This is a genomic window from Pseudonocardia sp. MH-G8 (genome assembly GCF_002262885.1).
Taxonomy (GTDB): Bacteria; Actinomycetota; Actinomycetes; order Mycobacteriales; family Pseudonocardiaceae; genus Pseudonocardia.
In genome coordinates, this window is sequence record NZ_NKYF01000018.1 from 74,870 (window position 1) to 91,295 (window position 16,426).

Annotated in this window: 16 protein-coding genes and 1 pseudogene; 5 read left to right on the forward strand and 12 right to left on the reverse strand. The window is 73.6% G+C overall.

Features of this window, described 5'->3' with window-relative positions:
• Nucleotides 1-259: 259 nt before the first annotated feature.
• A complete protein-coding gene (locus CFP66_RS30870; RefSeq protein ID WP_094928740.1) occupies nt 260-505 on the reverse strand; it encodes a hypothetical protein in 246 nt (81 codons plus the stop codon).
• 143 nt (nt 506-648) lie between these two features.
• On the opposite strand from CFP66_RS30870, the gene CFP66_RS30875 reads away from it, so the two are divergent.
• Nucleotides 649-852, forward strand: a complete 204-nt coding sequence (locus CFP66_RS30875; RefSeq protein WP_198961776.1) for a helix-turn-helix domain-containing protein — start codon at nt 649-651, stop codon at nt 850-852.
• Nucleotides 853-953: 101 nt separating this feature from the next.
• On the opposite strand, the gene mutM is transcribed toward CFP66_RS30875, so the two are convergent.
• Genes mutM through CFP66_RS30905 form a run of 6 tightly spaced genes read right to left on the reverse strand, consistent with a single transcriptional unit; the run spans nt 954 to nt 4,904 of the window.
• On the reverse strand, nt 954-1,835 hold the full coding sequence (gene mutM / locus CFP66_RS30880) for a bifunctional DNA-formamidopyrimidine glycosylase/DNA-(apurinic or apyrimidinic site) lyase (protein WP_094928742.1): 882 nt from the start codon (nt 1,833-1,835) through the stop codon (nt 954-956).
• A gap of 4 nt (nt 1,836-1,839) precedes the next feature.
• Nucleotides 1,840-2,580 carry a ribonuclease III gene (gene rnc / locus CFP66_RS30885; RefSeq protein WP_094928743.1) on the reverse strand — a complete coding sequence of 247 codons (741 nt, stop codon included), beginning with the start codon at nt 2,578-2,580 and terminating at the stop codon, nt 1,840-1,842.
• A 13-nt stretch (nt 2,581-2,593) separates the two neighbouring features.
• Nucleotides 2,594-2,776, reverse strand: a complete 183-nt coding sequence (rpmF, locus tag CFP66_RS30890; protein WP_094928744.1) for a 50S ribosomal protein L32 — start codon at nt 2,774-2,776, stop codon at nt 2,594-2,596.
• Nucleotides 2,777-2,803: 27 nt separating this feature from the next.
• On the reverse strand, nt 2,804-3,379 hold the full coding sequence (locus CFP66_RS30895) for a DUF177 domain-containing protein (RefSeq protein WP_233159856.1): 576 nt from the start codon (nt 3,377-3,379) through the stop codon (nt 2,804-2,806).
• Complete coding sequence (locus tag CFP66_RS30900; protein ID WP_143517427.1) at nt 3,376-4,512, reverse strand: DUF1648 domain-containing protein; 1,137 nt, start codon at nt 4,510-4,512, stop codon at nt 3,376-3,378. Before CFP66_RS30900 ends, CFP66_RS30895 begins: the two co-directional genes overlap by 4 nt.
• Nucleotides 4,509-4,904, reverse strand: coding sequence for a GntR family transcriptional regulator (locus CFP66_RS30905; RefSeq protein ID WP_094928746.1), 396 nt, complete (start codon nt 4,902-4,904; stop codon nt 4,509-4,511). The genes CFP66_RS30900 and CFP66_RS30905 overlap by 4 nt, the downstream gene beginning before the upstream one ends.
• Before the next feature lie 55 nt (nt 4,905-4,959).
• Here CFP66_RS30905 and CFP66_RS30910 point away from each other — a divergent pair, with 55 nt between their 5' ends.
• Both CFP66_RS30910 and CFP66_RS49410 read left to right on the forward strand, forming a co-directional pair.
• Entirely contained in the window at nt 4,960-5,316 is a 357-nt protein-coding gene (locus CFP66_RS30910; protein ID WP_094928747.1) for a hypothetical protein, read from the forward strand.
• A gap of 271 nt (nt 5,317-5,587) precedes the next feature.
• Nucleotides 5,588-5,896, forward strand: a pseudogene (locus CFP66_RS49410) (class I SAM-dependent methyltransferase); the annotation flags it as partial.
• A 359-nt stretch (nt 5,897-6,255) separates the two neighbouring features.
• Here CFP66_RS49410 and CFP66_RS30920 read toward each other — a convergent pair.
• From CFP66_RS30920 to CFP66_RS30940, 5 genes are all read right to left on the reverse strand, one after another.
• A complete protein-coding gene (locus tag CFP66_RS30920) occupies nt 6,256-8,697 on the reverse strand; it encodes a glycoside hydrolase family 65 protein (RefSeq protein ID WP_094928748.1) in 2,442 nt (813 codons plus the stop codon).
• A gap of 142 nt (nt 8,698-8,839) precedes the next feature.
• Nucleotides 8,840-9,781 carry a carbohydrate ABC transporter permease gene (locus CFP66_RS30925; RefSeq protein WP_094928749.1) on the reverse strand — a complete coding sequence of 314 codons (942 nt, stop codon included), beginning with the start codon at nt 9,779-9,781 and terminating at the stop codon, nt 8,840-8,842.
• Complete coding sequence (locus tag CFP66_RS30930; RefSeq protein WP_233159857.1) at nt 9,778-11,079, reverse strand: ABC transporter permease subunit; 1,302 nt, start codon at nt 11,077-11,079, stop codon at nt 9,778-9,780. Before CFP66_RS30930 ends, CFP66_RS30925 begins: the two co-directional genes overlap by 4 nt.
• The gene (locus CFP66_RS30935) at nt 11,076-12,380 is read right to left on the reverse strand and encodes an ABC transporter substrate-binding protein (RefSeq protein ID WP_158228275.1); all 1,305 of its coding nucleotides are present in this window, start codon (nt 12,378-12,380) and stop codon (nt 11,076-11,078) included. Before CFP66_RS30935 ends, CFP66_RS30930 begins: the two co-directional genes overlap by 4 nt.
• Before the next feature lie 5 nt (nt 12,381-12,385).
• Nucleotides 12,386-13,573, reverse strand: coding sequence for an ABC transporter ATP-binding protein (locus CFP66_RS30940; protein ID WP_094928751.1), 1,188 nt, complete (start codon nt 13,571-13,573; stop codon nt 12,386-12,388).
• 154 nt (nt 13,574-13,727) lie between these two features.
• Here CFP66_RS30940 and CFP66_RS30945 point away from each other — a divergent pair, with 154 nt between their 5' ends.
• Complete coding sequence (locus CFP66_RS30945) at nt 13,728-14,432, forward strand: response regulator transcription factor (protein WP_094928822.1); 705 nt, start codon at nt 13,728-13,730, stop codon at nt 14,430-14,432.
• A gap of 15 nt (nt 14,433-14,447) precedes the next feature.
• Complete coding sequence (locus tag CFP66_RS30950) at nt 14,448-15,755, forward strand: sensor histidine kinase KdpD (protein ID WP_094928752.1); 1,308 nt, start codon at nt 14,448-14,450, stop codon at nt 15,753-15,755.
• Nucleotides 15,756-16,426: the final 671 nt, after the last annotated feature.

Consider the following 16,426-nt stretch of genomic DNA (forward strand, 5'->3'; position numbering starts at 1 on the left):
GACAGTGGCGTACTGCTCGGAGTGATCACGGCCCGGTGACCGATCCGAGCAGTACGTCAACGCTGCCGCAGCGACATGGCGTACTTCTCGCACCAACCACGGCCCGGTGATCGACCCGAGCAGTACGTCAGCGCTGCCGCAGCGATGTCAGGTACTTCTCGCAGCGATCACCATTCGGAATCCGACCGCCCGATCCGGCAGCACTCAGACCTGCCGCTTCGGCATCACTTCCGGCGACCGCCGGCCCGCCGGGCGCCACTCAGGTCGGCAACCCGAACCTCCCGCGCGGGTGGCGGGACCGGACGCCCCGGTCCGGACGCCGGAGCGCCTCCTGGACGAACCACCAGGCCTCCTCGCGCGTCTCGGCGAACCCGTGCGAGGACTTCCCCCCGTCCAGCACGACCGTCCAGCGGTACCGGCCGGTGTGCTCGTTGAACGTCACCGACCCCCGCTGCTGCGACTCGATCATCGATCGCGCCGCTGCCTCGTCCGCAGCCTCGCCCATCGCGAACCCACCTCCCGGTAGCTCAGTCATCCAGAACGCCACGGCACGACAATATCGGACATCTGCTTGTATTAGCTATCAGCTGATGTGATTCGCTACGATCCGGCTGGAAACGACGGGGTACCCGGCAGACCATGCGGGTCGTGGGCCGTCCCGAGGATCAGCCGCTCCTCACGACCGCGGAGCTGTCCCGCCGGCTGAACGTCACCGCGGGCACCGTGCAGCGGTGGGTGAGGACCGGCAGGATCCGCCCGACTCTCGTGACGCCCGGCGGCCAGTACCGGTTCTCCCTGGACGACGTGCGGGACCAGCTGGGACAGCCGAGACGGCGCCCGGACGCCGACTGACCCGGGCCCGCAACCGGACGGACGCACGGACGCGGGCACCCTGCGCGCGAGATGAACACCATGGCGATCCGCGGGCGCTGCGATCGCCCGCGCGATGCGCTTCAGGGGTGGGCGTTGCGCGGGCGGGGCTGGCAGCGGGGGCAGGTGAAGGAGCTGCGGTTCATGAACGGGTCGCGCCGGATCGGGGTGCCACAACGGGGACAGGGCCGGTCTGCCTGGCCGTAGACCGCGAGCGAGCGGTCGAAGTAGCCCGAGGCGCCGTTGACGTTGACGTACAGCGCGTCGAACGAGGTGCCGCCTGCGGCCAGCGCCTCGGCCATGACCTCGGTGGCCGCCTCGAGCGCGGCGCGGGCCTGGGCCCGGGTGAGGCGGTCGGTGGGCCGGGCACCGTGCAGGCGGGCGCGCCAGAGGGCCTCGTCCGCGTAGATGTTGCCGATGCCGGAGACGACGGTCTGGTCGAGCAGGGCGCGCTTGAGCGCGGTGCGCCGCCGGCGGATCCCCGCGACGGCGGCGTCGAGGTCGAAGGCCGGGTCCATCGGGTCCCGGGCGATGTGGGCCACCGGCGCGGGCAGCAGCCCACCACCTGCGGCCGGCACCAGCGGGTGCACCGAGAGGCCGCCGAACGTGCGCTGGTCGACGAACCGCAGCTCGGGCCCGCCGTCGGCGAACCGCGTGCGGACGCGCAGGTGCGTCTCGTCGGGACGGTCGGCGTCGGCCACGAGCATCTGCCCGCTCATGCCGAGGTGCGCGAGGACGGCGTCCTCGCCCTCGGTGCCGCCGTCGAGGTCGAGCCAGAGGTACTTGCCCCGGCGGCGAGCCGCGCTGATCACGCGGCCGGCCAGGCGGGCGGAGAAGTCGGCGGCACCTTCGACGTGGCGGCGGACGGCCCGCGGGTGCGCGACGGTGACCCGCTCGATCGTGCGGTCGAGCACGTGGTCGGCGAGACCCCGCCGGACGACCTCGACCTCGGGGAGCTCGGGCACCGGGCTAACGCCCCCCGGAGCCGCCTGCGGCCTCGGCCGTGAGCGTGCGCCAGGCCAGCTCGGCCGCCTTCTGCTCGGCTTCCTTCTTGGTGCGCCCCACGCCCGAGCCCAGGTCGCGACCGGCGACGACCGCGGTGGCGGTGAACTCCTTGAGGTGGTCCGGCCCGTCCTCGGTGATGCGGTACTCGGGCACGCCGAGGTCGGCGGAGGCGGTGAGCTCCTGCAGGCTGGTCTTCCAGTCGAGGCCGGCGCCGAGCAGCGGCGCACCCTGCAGCAACGAGTCGAACAGCCGATGCACCAGCTCGCGGGCGGTGTCGAGACCGTGCTCGATGTACACCGCGCCGATCAGGGCCTCGGTGGCGTCGGCGAGGATGCTCGCCTTCGTGCGGCCGCCGGTGAGCTCCTCACCGCGGCCCAGGTAGAGGTGCGCGCCGAGCCCGTCGTCGCCGAGGGTGGTGGCCACCCCGGCGAGGGCGTGCATGTTGACGACGCTCGCGCGCAGCTTGGCCAGCTGCCCTTCGGGCAGATCCGGGTGGTCGCGGTAGAGCCGCTCGGTGACCACGATGGACAGCACCGAATCGCCCAGGAACTCCAGGCGCTCGTTGGTGGGCAGCCCGCCGTTCTCGTACGCGTACGAGCGGTGGGTGAGAGCGAGGGTGAGGAGGTCGTTCTCGACCTTCACCCCGAGCGAGGCGAGAAGGGGCCCGCGATCGTCCACGGGCCCCTGCGGCACGCGCTCTCCCATCCGCCAGGCGTGATCAGGCCGGGGTGACGACGGGGCGGCCGTCGTACGTGCCACAGGTGGGGCACGCCATGTGCGGGGGCTTGGTGGCCCGGCAGGCACGGTTCGAACAAGCGACGAGCGTGGGGGCAGCGGCCTTCCACTGCGCCCGGCGCGAGCGCGTGTTCGACCGCGACATCCGGCGCTTCGGAACAGCCACGTGAGATCTCCTAGCAGTCTGTGCGGGTCATTCGGCGGACAGACGCTCACGCAGAGCGGCCCACCGAGGATCTAGTGTCTCATGCCCGTGGTCGGGCTCGAGGTCGGCCCGCTTCTCGCCGCACTCGGGGCACAGACCAGGGCAGTCGTCCCGGCAGAGCGGGGCCATCGGCAGGGCGAGGACCACGGCGTCGCGCACGGTCTGCTCGACGTCGAGCATCTCGTCGACGACGCGTGGCACCTCGTCCTCGTCGGTGGTCTCGTCGGTGACGCTGTCGGGGTAGGCGAACAGCTCCGACAGCTCGACGTCGACCTCGTCGGTGAGCTCGTCGAGGCAGCGCGAGCACTCGCCGGACACCGGCGCGTGCACGCTGCCCGAGACGTAGACGCCTTCGGTGACCGACTCCAGACGCACGTCGAGTTCGATGGGCGCACCGGCAGGCACCGAGATCGCGTCCACCCCGAGCGGGATGGGACCCGCCGGGGCGTCGATGCGGCGCGTGTAGGTGCGCATGCTCCCCGGATGCCTGCCGAGCTCGCGGGTGGAGAAGACCCACGGGCTCGCCGGGTCGGGGTGACCGGGGGTGGGGCGATGCGTACTCACGGCTCCAGGGTAGGCCCGCCGCGCGCGGGCAGGTCGATCACGCCGGTCATCGCGAGCCCGGCCAGCACGACGAGGCCCGCCAGGGCCGCCCACGCGACCGGGTGCCCGAGGTTGAGCGTCCACCCCATGCCGATGCGCTTGTGCACCAGCAGCGCGGGGTCGGCGCGGTTGCCGTAGACGAGACCGGCGAGGTACCAGTGGCGGTCGTCGTCGCGCTGCACGAGCCGGCGCTGCACGAGCCGGGTCGACGCTGCGCCGCCCGGCAACCGGTGCCCTGCCTCCCCCACCCGCACCGCGAACACGACCCAGGCCAGCGTCGCGACGGCGAGCGGCACCACCATGGCCGCGGTGGCGAGCGGACCGGGCGTCGCGAGCTCCCAGAGCAGCGCGGCGACGACGGCGAGGCTCAGGTTCCCCAGCGCCGCCGTGCCGAGCAGCAGCACGGCCAGGCCACGCAGGTAGACCCGGTACCGAGCGGCGCTGCCGGCCGGGTCCGCCGCGTCGAGGTCCGGGCGGGCCCGCAGCGAGACGGCGACCACGGCGGGCATCAGCACCGTCAGCACCGCCTGCTGGACGACGGGCGCGAAGGCCGCGCCGACCGTGGTGGGCACCCGCACGTCCGGCCGCACGCCCGTGCCCCCGAGGAGCGGCAGCGTGGCCGGCAGGTCCGGGTAGCGCAGCACGCCGGCCACGCCGGTGGCCAGCAGCACGACGACGGCGGGCACGAGCACCGCCCATGGCGCCCGGACGGGGTCGGCGCGCAGCGAGGTGTCGGCGGTGACACCCTGGCGCGTCCCGGCGTACCAGTCCCCCGCCCGCTTCGCCGCGCCCAGGGCCCGCGAGGCGACCACGAGGAACACGAGGTCCGCGGCGCCGAGCGCGGCGACGGCGAACGTCCCCGCCCGGGCCGGGGCCGCGCACAGCGCGAGCACGACGACCACGACCGCACCGAGCGCCCCGGCCTCGTCGACCCAGCGCCCGTACCGGTGCCGCTCCTGGCGCACGGCGGGGTCGTCGACGCGCGCGGGCGGCACGCGCACCCCGAAGGGCAGCGTCGGGCGCGCGAGCGCGGGCAGCGCCCGGAACGCCACGGTGACGAGCGCGACGGCCACCAGGTCGGACGCGAGGGTCACACCCGGTCCCCCGCCCGGAACGACGCGAGCACCCCGTCGCAGCGCTCCCGGACGGCCCCGGGCGCCACGCCGTGCGCCACCGCTTCGGCGAGCAGCGTGCGCAGGCGCTGCTCCCAGTCCTCGACGAACCCGGGCTCCGGCGGCCCGGACGCGGCGTCGCGCCGGACCACCGCACCGCTCTTGCGGTTGATCCGGATCACCGACTGCCGGCGCAGCAGGTCGTAGGCCTTGTTGACGGTGTGGAAGTTGATCCCGAGATCGGCCGCGAGCTGCCGGGTGGACGGCAGCGCCGAACCCTCCGCGAGCTCACCGCCGGCGATCGCCTCCACCACCTGGTCGCGGAGCTGGAGGTAGATCGGCACCTCGCTGTCGAGGTCCAGGGTCAGGTGCACGAGGTGAGCCTATCTGATATACATCTACTAGAACAGATCAACCGAGGAGGTAGGCGTGGCTCGGATCGAGGAACGCGGCGCGGGCGTGGTGGTGCGGTTCGAGGGGTGGGAACCGCTGTTCACGCGTCGGTCGCAGCTGGAGGTGCCCTTCGGCGCGATCCGGGAGATCGAGGTCGTCGAGAACGGGCTGCGCGGCACGCGGGGTGGGCGCGTCGGGCTGCACGTCACCGGGGTGCGCAAGATCGGCCGCTGGGGCCTCGGCGTCGGGCTGAGGCAGCTCGTCAGCGTCCGGCGCGGCCAGCCGGCCCTGCGCCTGCGGCTCGACCGCGAGGCCACCGGCTACGACGAGGTCCTCGTGGGCCTTCCGGACGCGGCGGCGGTCGCGACGGGCCTGCGCGCCGCGCGGTCCTGAGCCGCACCGGCAAATCCGGTCGACCCCTGCCAAGGCCGCTCGTAGCGTCGCTGTCGTGATCTACGAGCATCCGCTGGCCTACGTGCTCGGCATCGAGGGCATCGCCCTGCTGCGGGGGTTCACCGGGGAGCACGACCGCGCGTTCGTCGAGGCGCGCCTCGACGAGGTGCGCAGGCTGCTCGACGACGAGTCGTTGGCGGGCGCGGGGGTGGAGGTCGCAGCGGTCGGCACCGTCGAGGGCTACCGCATCTGGTCACGCACCTACGGCGGCATGAACACGGCCTTCGACCTCGACGAACCGGCCGTCGGCGAGATCCTCGACACTCTGCCCGCCGGCGTCGCGCTCGACGCCGCGTGCGGCACCGGCCGATGGTCCGCGGCGCTGGTCGCGCGCGGGAACCGCGTCGTCGGCGTCGACAGCTCCCCGGAGATGCTGGCCCGAGCCCGCGCCGAGGTGCCCGGGGCCGAGTTCCGGCTCGGCGAGCTGACCCGGTTGCCGGTCGAGGACGGCGCCGTGGACCTGGTGGTCTGCGCGCTGGCGCTGGCGCACGTCCCCGACCTGGAGCCGGTGCTGGCCGAGTTCGCGCGCGTGCTGCGGCCCGGTGGGCACCTGGTGATCTCCGACATGCACCCGGAGGTCGTCGCGCGCGGCTCGAACCAACCGGTGCGCGACGCCGAGGGCCGCCCCGGCCGGCTGGTGTCGCACCGCCACCTGGTCGGCGACTACCTGCGCGCCGCCCTGCCGGCCGGGTTGCAGGTGCGCCGCTGCGAGGAGCCGCAGATGCCCGTGCCGCACACCACGCCGGAGGTCCCGCCGCGCGAGGTGCCGGGTCCGTGGGAGGTCTGGCCGTGGGCGCTCAACGCCCTCGTGCCGGACGCGGCGCGCGCGGCGAGCGCCGGCGTGCCCGGCCTGCTCGTCTGGCACTTCCAACAGCGGGCTCAGCCCGTCTCGCGCATGTCGCCCGTCGGCGCCCACGGCTCCGGGTGGGGGGCAGCGCGGCGGGTCGTCGCGGCGGTCCAGGCCGGGCCTGCGGGGTGGCGGGGGCGGGGAGCGCGGCCGTGCGGCTGCTCCACCGGCTCCACCGCGTCGAGCACCGGGATCTCGCGCACCTGCGGCTCGCCCTCGCTGAGCGCGAGGGGCTCACCGTGGTGGCGCAACCGCATCGGCGGGCCCGACACCAGCCGGTACTCCACCTCCTCGGGCCGGATCTCCACCCGCAGCTGCCGGCCCTGCCAGCGCAGCCCGAACGAGATCCGCGGCAGCGCGGCGGGCAGCCGGGGGGCGAACGCGATCCCGGCGTCGTCCATCTGCATGCCGCCGAAGCCGGAGACCACCGCGGTCCAGGTGCCCGCCATCGACGCGATGTGCACGCCGTGGTCGGAGTTGCCCGCGAGGTCGTCCAGGTCCACCAGCGCGGCCTCGCCGAGGTAGTCGTAGGCCAGGTCGAGGTGCCCGGTGCGCGCGGCCACCACGCTCTGCGTGCACGCCGACAGCGAGGAGTCCCGCACCGTCAGCGACTCGTAGTAGGCGAAGTTGCGGCGTGTCTGCTCGAGGCTGAACACGTCCGGGCGCAGCTGCATCGCCAGCACCAGGTCCGCCTGCTTGATCACCTGCTTGCGGTACAGGTCGAAGTAGGGGACGTTCAGCAGCAGCGGGTACTTCTGCGGCGGGGTGCCCTCGAAATCCCACACCGCGTGCGAGGTGAAGCCCTCGGCCTGCGGGTGCACGCCCAGCACGTCGTCGAACGGGATGCGCATCGACTTCGCCGCGTCCCGCCAGCTCGCCATCTCCTCGGCGTCGACGTTCAGGCGGGCGGCGGCGCGGCCGTGGCGGGCCGCGACCTCGGCGGCGTAGCGCAGGTTCTGCTGCGCCATCAGGTTGGTGTAGACGTTGTTGTCCACGATCGCGGTGTACTCGTCCGGGCCCGTCACGCCGTCGATGCGGAACTGCCCCGACGAGTCGTGGTGCCCCAGCGAACGCCACAACCGCGCCGTGGCCACCACCAGCTCCAGGCCGACCTCGCGCTCGAACACCTCGTCACCGGTGGCCGCCACGTGGCGGCGCACCGCGTCGGCGATGTCGGCGTTGATGTGGAACGCCGCCGTGCCCGCGGGCCAGTACCCCGAACACTCCTGCCCGCGGATCGTCCGCCACGGGAACGCCGCCCCACCCAGCCCCAGCTGCTCCGCGCGCTCGTAGGCCTGCGGCAGGATCGACTGGCGCCAGCGCAGCGCGTCGGCGGCCGCGTGCGGGGCCAGGTGCGAGAGCACCGGGAGGCAGAACGTCTCGGTGTCCCAGAACGTGTGACCGTCGTAGCCCTCGCCGGTCAGCCCCTTCGCCCCGATCGCGCGACGCTCGGCCCGCGCCCCGGCCTGCAGCACGTGGAAGGTCGCCAACCGCACCGCCTGCTGCAGCTCCGCGTCCCCGTCGATCTCGACGTCCGCGGTCTCCCAGAACTCGTCCAGGTAGGCCCGCTGCTCGGCCACCAGCCCGTCCCAGCCCGTGTAGCGCGCGGCCGCCAGCGCGGCGCGGACCTGGTCGTGCAGCGCGGGCAACGACCGGCGCGACGACCACCCGTAGGCCAGGTACTTCACCAGCCGCAGTGGCTTGCCGGGCTCGAGCCGGGCGATGACCGTGGTGCGACCGGTGTCCTCGGCCGCCTCGGAGCTGACCTCGGCCGTCTCCGGGCCGTGCACCTCGTGGTCCATCGCCGCGGCCACGTGCAGGCCGGAGCGGCGGGTGCCGTGGATCAGGTAGGCGCCCGCGCCGTGGCAGCCGTGCTGCTCGGCCACGAGCGGGTCGGTGAGCGCCGCCTCGACGCGCGGGTCGGCCTCGTCGCGGCCCGGCAGCTGCTCGTTGGCCACCAGCTCGGACTGCAGCACCACCAGCGCGGGCGCGTCGACGACCTCGACCTCGTAGCAGATCGCCGCGATCGCGCGCTGCGTCAGCGACACCATCCGGGTGGACCGGACGCGCACGACCCGGCCGGCGGGCGACTCCCACTCGACGTCGCGGGCGAGGGTGCCGGCCTGCATGTCCAGCACCCGCTCGTGGCGGCGCAGCCGCCCGTAGCGCAGGTCGAAGGGCTCGTCCTCCACCAGCAACCGGATCAGCTTGCCGTTGGTGACGTTGATGATCGTCTGCCCCGACTCCGGGTAGCCGTAGCCACCCTCGGCATACGGCAGCGGGCGGCGCTCGTAGAACGAGTTGAGGTACGTGCCCGGCATCGCGTGCGGCTCACCCTCGTCGAGGTTGGCCCGCATCCCGATGTGCCCGTTGGACAGCGCGAACACCGATTCGACCTGGCCCATCCGGTCCAGGTCCAACCGCGGCTCCCGCACCACCCACGGCTCCACGGCGAACGCGCGACCGGACGACATCAGACAACCTCCATGGATCGGGACAGTACGGATCGGGCCTCGTCGCCCGGGACAGGTGGGTGACGGCGGCCGGAACCGGGTCTCGCACGCTCCCACACCCGAATGGCGGTAGCGTCACGGGCCACCCGGACGGGCGGCGCCCTCATCTGGTCGACCCCGCGAGGACGCCTTGCACGAAATGCCGCTGGAAGGCGAAGAACACCACGAGCGGCACGATCATCGACAGGAACGCTCCGCTGGCCAGCACGTCGACGTTACCTCCGAACTGGCGCAGCTGGCTGCGCAACGCAACGGTGATCGGCGCCGAGCCCTCGTCGGCGAACACCAGCCCGACGAGCAGGTCGTTCCACACCCACAGGAACTGGAAGATCGCCAGCGACGCGACGGCCGGCAGCGAGATCGGCAGCACCAGCCGCCAGAAGATCCGCAGTTCCCGCCCGCCGTCCATCCGGGCGGCCTCCAGCAGGTCCCGCGGGATGCCCGCGAAGAAGTTGTGCAGCAGGAACACCGCGAACGGCAGGCCGAACGCCACGTGGAACAGCACGACCCCCGGGATGGAACCGTAGAGCCCGATGCCGCCCAGCAGCCGCGCCACCGGGATGAGCGCCACCTGGACCGGGACCACCAGCAGGGCGACGACGCCGATCAGCACCCAGTCGCGGCCGGGGAACTCGATCCAGGCCAGCGCGTAGGCCGCGAGAGCCCCGATCGCGACCACGAGCACCGTGGACGGCACGGCGATCAGCACCGTGTTCCACAGCGACCCGAGCACGACGCGGTCGGCGAGCAACGTGGCGTAGTTGGCCAGGGTGAGCTGCGCCGGCGCGGTGAACACCGTCCACCACCCGCTGCGGGCGCCGGCCTCCTCGGGCCGCAGGGAGGCCACCAGCAGCCCGAGCACCGGCAGCAGCCAGAAGACCGCGACGGCGATCAGCACGATCCGCACCACCGGGCCGCCCAGCCGCGCGACCAGCCGCGCGGCGATCCGGCGGCGCGGCACCGCATCCACGGGATCGTCACCGGGACCGTGTGGCGCACCCGCGACCGGCGCACCCCGCGCCGTCGCCCCGAGCACCGACGTCATGACCGGTCCCCCTTGAACCGCCGGATGTTGAACACCATGGCCGGCACCACGAGCAGGAACAGCAGCACCGCCAGCGCGCTGCCGAGCCCCTGGTCGCCCCCGCCGGCCCCGAACGAGACCTGCCACATCTGCAGCGCCAGCACGTTCGCCTCTTCCTGCACCGACCCGGGTGCGGTGACGAAGACCAGGTCGAACACCTTCAGCACGTTGATCACCAGTGTCACGACCACGACCAGCAGCACCGGCGAGAGCAGCGGCACCGTCACCCGGCGGAACACCTGCCACTCGGTGGCGCCGTCCACCCGCGCCGCCTCGAGCGCGTCGCGCGGGATCGCCGCGAGGCCCGCCGCGATCAGCGTCATCGCGAACCCGGACATGATCCACAGCCACGCCGAGATCACCACCGGTGTCACCAGGACGGGCCCGAGCCAGGTCACGCCGCGGAACGGCTCGGCGAAGCTCTCCGCCGGCAGCCGGACCGCGTAGCCGCCCCCTGCCAGGTCGGGCACCGTGAACCGCCCGTCGTCGCCGGTGGTCGCGGTGGCCACGACCCGGTCCCCGGTCACGACCTCGATCTCGATGCCGGGCACGCCGCGCTCGCCCTCGTCGACCACCCCGGTCCGGTCCGCGGCGCTGCCGACGTCCAGCCACACCAGCCCGCGCAGTCCCGGCCCGGGCTCGGCGAGGGCCGCCGCGTCCGCCGTCGGCGGCAGCGCGGCGGGGTCGTAGCCGGTGATCGGCAGCGCGAGCGCGTCCTGGGCGCCGACCGGCGCCGACGTGACGAGCGCGCCGTCCCGGGCGACGACGAGACCACCGCCCTCGCGGGGCCGCGCCCCCGGGTAGGGCGCCGACTCGGTGAACGCGTCGTGCACGGAGATGATCACCGCGTTCACCAGGCCGCTGTCCGGGTCCTCGTCGTAGACCAGCCGGAAGATGATCCCGGAGGCGACCAGCGAGATCGCCAGCGGCATGAACATCACCAGCCGGAACGCCGCCGCCCACCGGATCCGCTCGGTCAGCACGGCGAGCACCAGCCCGATCGCGGTCACCAGCGTGGGCGCCACCAGGACCCAGATCGCGCTGTTGCGCAGCGCCACGAGCGTCCGGTCGTCGGTGAAGGCGGTGCGGTAGTTGTCCCACCCGACGAACTGCGTGCCGCGGGCGTCGAAGAGGCTCCGCACCACCGAGTAGACCGTCGGGTAGACGAGGAAGACGACCATCAGCGCCAGTGCGGGCGCGAGGAACGCCACCGCCATCCACCGCCCGCCGCGGCCCGGTGCGCCCGCGCGACGCGTCACGAGGCGCCGCCCTCGTACGCCGCGTCGACCTCGGCCTCGAGGTCGGCGAGGATCTCGTCGATGCGCGTCGGGTCGGCCAGGTAGTCCTGCATCGCCCGCCAGAACCCGTCGCCGCGGATGCCCCCCAGCGCCGTCGGCATCAGGTCGGACATGTCGAACCGCACGTTCTCGGCGCTCACCAGCTCGTCGGCGATCTGCCGCGTGGTGTCGTCGGGGTAGTCGCCCAGCTCCACCTGCCGGTTCGGGGACACGAACCCGCCGTGCTGCGCCCAGATCGACGCGGCCTCCGACGAGGCGAGGAACCGCATCAGCTCGGCGGTGCCCGGGTCGTCGGTCAGCGCCACGAGCGTGTCGCCGCCGCTGACCACCGAGCTGGCGGGCCCGATCCGGGGGAACGGGAAGACGCGCGCGTCGCGCCCCACGGTGGCCGAGGTGCTCTGCGCGATCGCCCCGGCGACGAAGTCCGCCTCGTAGACGATCGAGGCTTCCGGGTCGCTGCCGAAGACGTCCACGACCGACTCGGTGAACTCGGTATGCAGGGCTCCGGAGGCCCCGCCGGGCAGGTACTCGGGGCGGAAGGCCCGGCCGAGCGTCTGCAGCGCGGTGCGCACCGACGGGTGCGTCCACGGGATCTCGTGGTCGGCGAGCCGGTCGTACATCTGCCCGCCCGCCGTCTGCAGGTAGACGTTCTCGAACCAGTCGGTGAGGACCCAGCCGTCCGCGCCACCGACCGAGAGCGGGGTGGCGCCGGTGTCGGAGAGCTTGCGCAGCGTCTCGATGAACGCGTCCCACGTCCGCGGCGGGGTGAAGCCGGGGCCGAGCTGCCCGGCGTCGTACCAGACCGTGGACTTGTTCGCGGCCTTGAACACGAGCCCGAACAGCTCCCCGTCGACGGTGCCGAGCTCCTTCCACACCGGGGCGAACTGGGCGTCGATCACGGACTCGGTGGCGCCGTCGAGCGGGACGAGGGACCCGCCACGCGCCAGGGTGCGCACGAGCGCGGGTTGCGAGATGCCCGCGACGTCCGGCGGGGAGCCACCCGCCAGCCGCGTGGCGAGCAGGGTGGGCACCTCGTCGCCACCGGAGACGTAGGTGACGGTGGTTCCCGTCCGCCGCTCGAAGACGTCCAGCACCCGTTCGAAGGCCGCCTGCTCCTCGTCCGACCACACGGCGAGGACCTCGATCGTCCGCCCGGTCAGCCCCGGCCCGTCGCCACCCGGCTGCGGGCCGGCGCACCCGGCCGCGACCACCGCGGCGGCCACCAGCACCGGGAGGCACCTGCGCAGCGGTGCGCCCTTCATCGTCTTCAGGCCCATATGGAACGGCCGGTGTCGAGGTCGAAGAAGTGCAGGCCCTCGGTGTCGACGCGCACCGTCACCGGCTGGCCCTCGAAGACGCGCGTGCGCGGGCTGAACCGGCCCACCAGGACGCTGCCGCCGCCCGCCGTGCCCACGCGCCCCGACTCGCGGTCGAGGCGCTCCCGGTCCTCGGTGCGCACCGGTGCGGCGTCCACCGGGAAGTGCACCATCACGTCCGATCCCATCGCCTCGACCAGGTCGGCGACCGAGGTCAGCGTGGCGCCCGGGACCGGGCCGACGGATCCCGCGTCCTGCATGTCCTCGGGCCGGATTCCGACGGCGACGCGGCGCCCGTCGTAGCGCTCGAGCGCCGGCCGCTCGCGCAGCACGCCCCCGGGCACGGCCAGCCGGTGACCGCCGAAGGCCACCCAGGCCTGCCCGTCCGCGTCGAACGTCAGGTCGGCCGTGATCATGTTCATGCCCGGGGAGCCGATGAAGCCCGCCACGAACATGTTGACCGGCTGGTCGTAGAGCTCCTGCGGCGAGGCGATCTGCTGCAGCACGCCGCCGCGCATCACCGCCACCCGGTCCCCGAGCGTCATCGCCTCGGTCTGGTCGTGCGTGACGTAGACGGTGGTGACACCCAGGTCCCGCTGGATCCGCGCGATCTGGGCGCGCATCTGCACGCGCAGCGTGGCGTCGAGGTTCGACAGCGGCTCGTCCATGAGGAACGCGCGCGGCTCGCGCACGATGGCCCGGCCCATGGCGACGCGCTGACGCTGACCACCCGAGAGGTGGCGCGGCTTGCGCGCGAGGTGCGGGCCGAGCTCCAGCACGTCCGCGACCTCCCGCACCCGGCTCTCGACCTGCTTGCGCGGCACCTTGCGCAGCGTCAGACCGAACGCGATGTTGTCGTAGACGCTCAGGTGCGGGTAGAGCGCGTAGGACTGGAACACCATCGCCAGGTCGCGGTCCCGGGAGGGCACCGCGTTGACCACCCGCCCCCCGATCCGCACCTCGCCCTCGCTGATCTCCTCCAGCCCGGCGACCATGCGCAGCGCCGTGGTCTTGCCACAGCCCGACGGCCCGACGAGCACGAGCAGCTCGCCGTCCATGACGTCGATGCTCAGGTCGGTGACCGCACGCGTTCCGTCGGCGTAGACCTTGCCGACGCGGTCCAACTCGATCCCCGCCACGATGCTCCCGTCGACGTCGCCGAGCGGCCCCGGACGCAGAATCGTAGGAAAGCGCGCCCGAAGGCGACCTTAAGGAGCCTCCAGATCCCGATGAATGTCGGGATCGCGCGGAGGGCGGTTCCCGAACGTGATGTCCAACATCTACGGTTCGACCATGGCGTTGGTGCTACTGGTCGAGGACGACCACGCCGTCCGCACGGCGATGACGGCGGCGCTGCGCGAGGCCGGGCACGTCGTCCAGCCCGTCGGCAGTGCGCTGGACGCGCTGCGCGCCGTCACCGACGACCACGTCGACCTCGTGGTGCTCGACCTCGGGCTGCCCGACCTCGACGGGTTCGAGGCCCTGCGGTTGCTGCGCGGAGTCAGCGACGTCCCGGTGATCATCGCGACCGCGCGCACCGACGAGCCGACGATCGTGCGGCTGCTCAACGCGGGGGCCGACGACTACGTCACCAAGCCCTTCTCCAGCGACCACCTCGCCGCCCGCGTGGGCGCGGTCCTACGGCGCTCCAAGGCCGCGGCACCGGCGGACGACGGCCGGATCGAGGTCGGCGACCTGGTCGTGGACCCGGCCACCCGGGAGGCGAGCGTCGGCGCCACCGCGCTCACGCTCACCCGCCGCGAGTTCGACCTGCTCGCCTACCTCGCGGCGCGCAGCGGGAAGGTCGTGTCGAAGTCGGAGCTGTGCCGGGAGGTCTGGCGCCAACCCAACCTGCACCTCGACCAGACGATCGACGTGCACCTGTCGTGGCTGCGCCGCAAGCTCGGCGAGACCGCCGCCGACCCGCGGTTCCTGCACACGGTCCGCGGTGTCGGGATCAAGCTCGTCGACCCCTGCGGGACGTCCTCCCCCGCCTGACACGAGAGTGGACCCGTGCGGCACCTCGTCCTCCGTCTGATCGTCGCCACCGCGATCGCCGCCGTCGCCGCCGTCACCGCGGTCGCGCTGCTCGTGCAGTCGGCCGGCGAGCGCGACCGCCTGCGCAGCGGGTCGGAGGCCGACCTCGCCGCGCTCGTCAGCCTGGCCGAGGCGACCTCGGACGGCGAGGCCCTGCGGCGCGGCATCGCCCGCGCCCCGGCCGGTCGCGAGGGCCGGCTCGCGGTGCACGTCGCCGGCGCGACGGTCGGCACCTCCCGGCTGGGAGGCGACGCCGAGGCACCCGCGGAGGTCCCGATCGCCGGCGGCACCGTGCTGGTCCGCGCTGCCGGCCCGGCCGTCGTGGAGGTGTTCGTACCGGACCGGGCCCCGGGCAGCGCCGAGCTCGGGCTCGCCGCGCTGCTGCTCGGCACCGGTGCGCTGGTCGCCGGCGGCGGTGTGGCGGTGGCCGCGCGGCGGCTGCGGCCGGTGGTCGCCGACCTCACCACCCTCGCCACGGAGGCCGCCGCGATCGGCAGGGAGGACGCGCCCGCGCCCGCCCGCCGGATGCACGTCCCGGAGACCGCGGCGCTCGCCCGGGCCCTCGCCGCGGTGACCGCACGCTTCGCCGAGGCCCGCGCCCTCGAACGGCGCCTGGCCGCCGACCTGTCCCACCGGCTGCGGACCCCGCTCACCGCGCTCGCCCTCGACGCCGACGCGATCGACGACGGCCCTGCGGCCGAGCGGGTGCGCCGGACCATCGCCTCCCTCGACGGCGACATCGACGCCCTCATCCGCTCCACCCCCGGCCCCGACGCGGCCCCTGCCCGCTGCGACGTGGTGGCGGTGGTGCAGCGCCGTATGGCGTTCTGGTCCGCGCTCGCCCAGCACAGCAGGCGCTCCTGCGAGGTCCGCACCGCACCACCGCCCGCCACGATCGCGCTCGCCGAGGACGACCTCGCCGCGGTCGTCGACGCGCTGCTGGGCAACGTCTTCCGCTACACGCCCGAGGGCACGGGCTTCGCCGTCGCCGTGGTGTCGCACGCCGGCTGGATCAGCCTCGTCGTCGACGACGCGGGACCGGGTGTCGCCGACCCCGCGGCCGCGCTGAGCCGCGGCGTCAGCTCCGGGGGCGGCACCGGCCTCGGGCTCGACATCGCCCGCGACGCCGTGGAGGCCACCGGCGGCACGATCCACGTCGAGCGGGCGGCGCTGGGAGGCGCGCGCGTCCGGCTGCGCTTCGCCGACGCGGAGCACGACGCGCCCCACGTGCCGCGCGCACGGCGGCTGTCGCGGCGCCCGGCGACGGAGCCGGCGAAGATCTGAAGTATCGGTTGCTCATCGCAGTGGCAGCAGCAATGGACAACCGATACTGCGTGGCCTCTACCCGCAGTGGGCCCGGTGCCGAGCCCGACCTCCGCGCCGACACCGCGGGCGCTGCGTGGTCGGGACGCGGTACGCGGTGATCGATCTGATCAGTACCTGGGTGCGGGTGTTGCGACGGTGGCGCACTTGTCGAAGTGATCAAGGCCGGGTGATCGGTCCGAGCAGTGCGTGGGTGCTGTCGCGGCGACGTCCAGTGCTTCTCGCAGCGATCACCATCCGGCATCCGCGGGCCGATTCGGCAACGCCCTCCCGGTGCACCGCAGGTCCCGATCCCGCCGATCATGAGGGCGAACACGTCTCCGACCTGCCCAATGATCACCGGTAAGGGGTGCAACGGGACCACCGCACGGTGCGCACGCACCCAACAGGCGCGGTCTCGTCCCGAACAGGCCTGGGCCCGCGCCGGGAACGGCCGCCCACCAAGCCCCAATACTCGGTAGTTCTACCAACACGGCCACCCCGCCGACGGACAGGGTCAGGGGAACCCGGCCGACTGCGCCGCAGACCCGGGCCGGGCGTGAGGCAGTGGCCGCGAGCCGGGAACGGCGCGCCCACAGGAGATTTCATGACCATATAGACGTGATGGGGGTTGGATCTTTCCCGAATCCCGC

What these genes read in the sequence shown, in the direction of transcription:
- CFP66_RS30945 (WP_094928822.1), top strand. Translation starts at nt 13,728, where the DNA reads ATGGCGTTGGTGCTACTGGTCGAGGACGACCACGCCGTCCGCACGGCG.
- CFP66_RS30870 (WP_094928740.1), bottom strand. Translation starts at nt 505, where the DNA reads ATGGGCGAGGCTGCGGACGAGGCAGCGGCGCGATCGATGATCGAGTCG.
- CFP66_RS30925 (WP_094928749.1), bottom strand. Translation starts at nt 9,781, where the DNA reads ATGACGTCGGTGCTCGGGGCGACGGCGCGGGGTGCGCCGGTCGCGGGT.
- rnc (WP_094928743.1), bottom strand. Translation starts at nt 2,580, where the DNA reads ATGGGAGAGCGCGTGCCGCAGGGGCCCGTGGACGATCGCGGGCCCCTT.
- CFP66_RS30935 (WP_158228275.1), bottom strand. Translation starts at nt 12,380, where the DNA reads ATGAAGGGCGCACCGCTGCGCAGGTGCCTCCCGGTGCTGGTGGCCGCC.
- CFP66_RS30920 (WP_094928748.1), bottom strand. Translation starts at nt 8,697, where the DNA reads ATGTCGTCCGGTCGCGCGTTCGCCGTGGAGCCGTGGGTGGTGCGGGAG.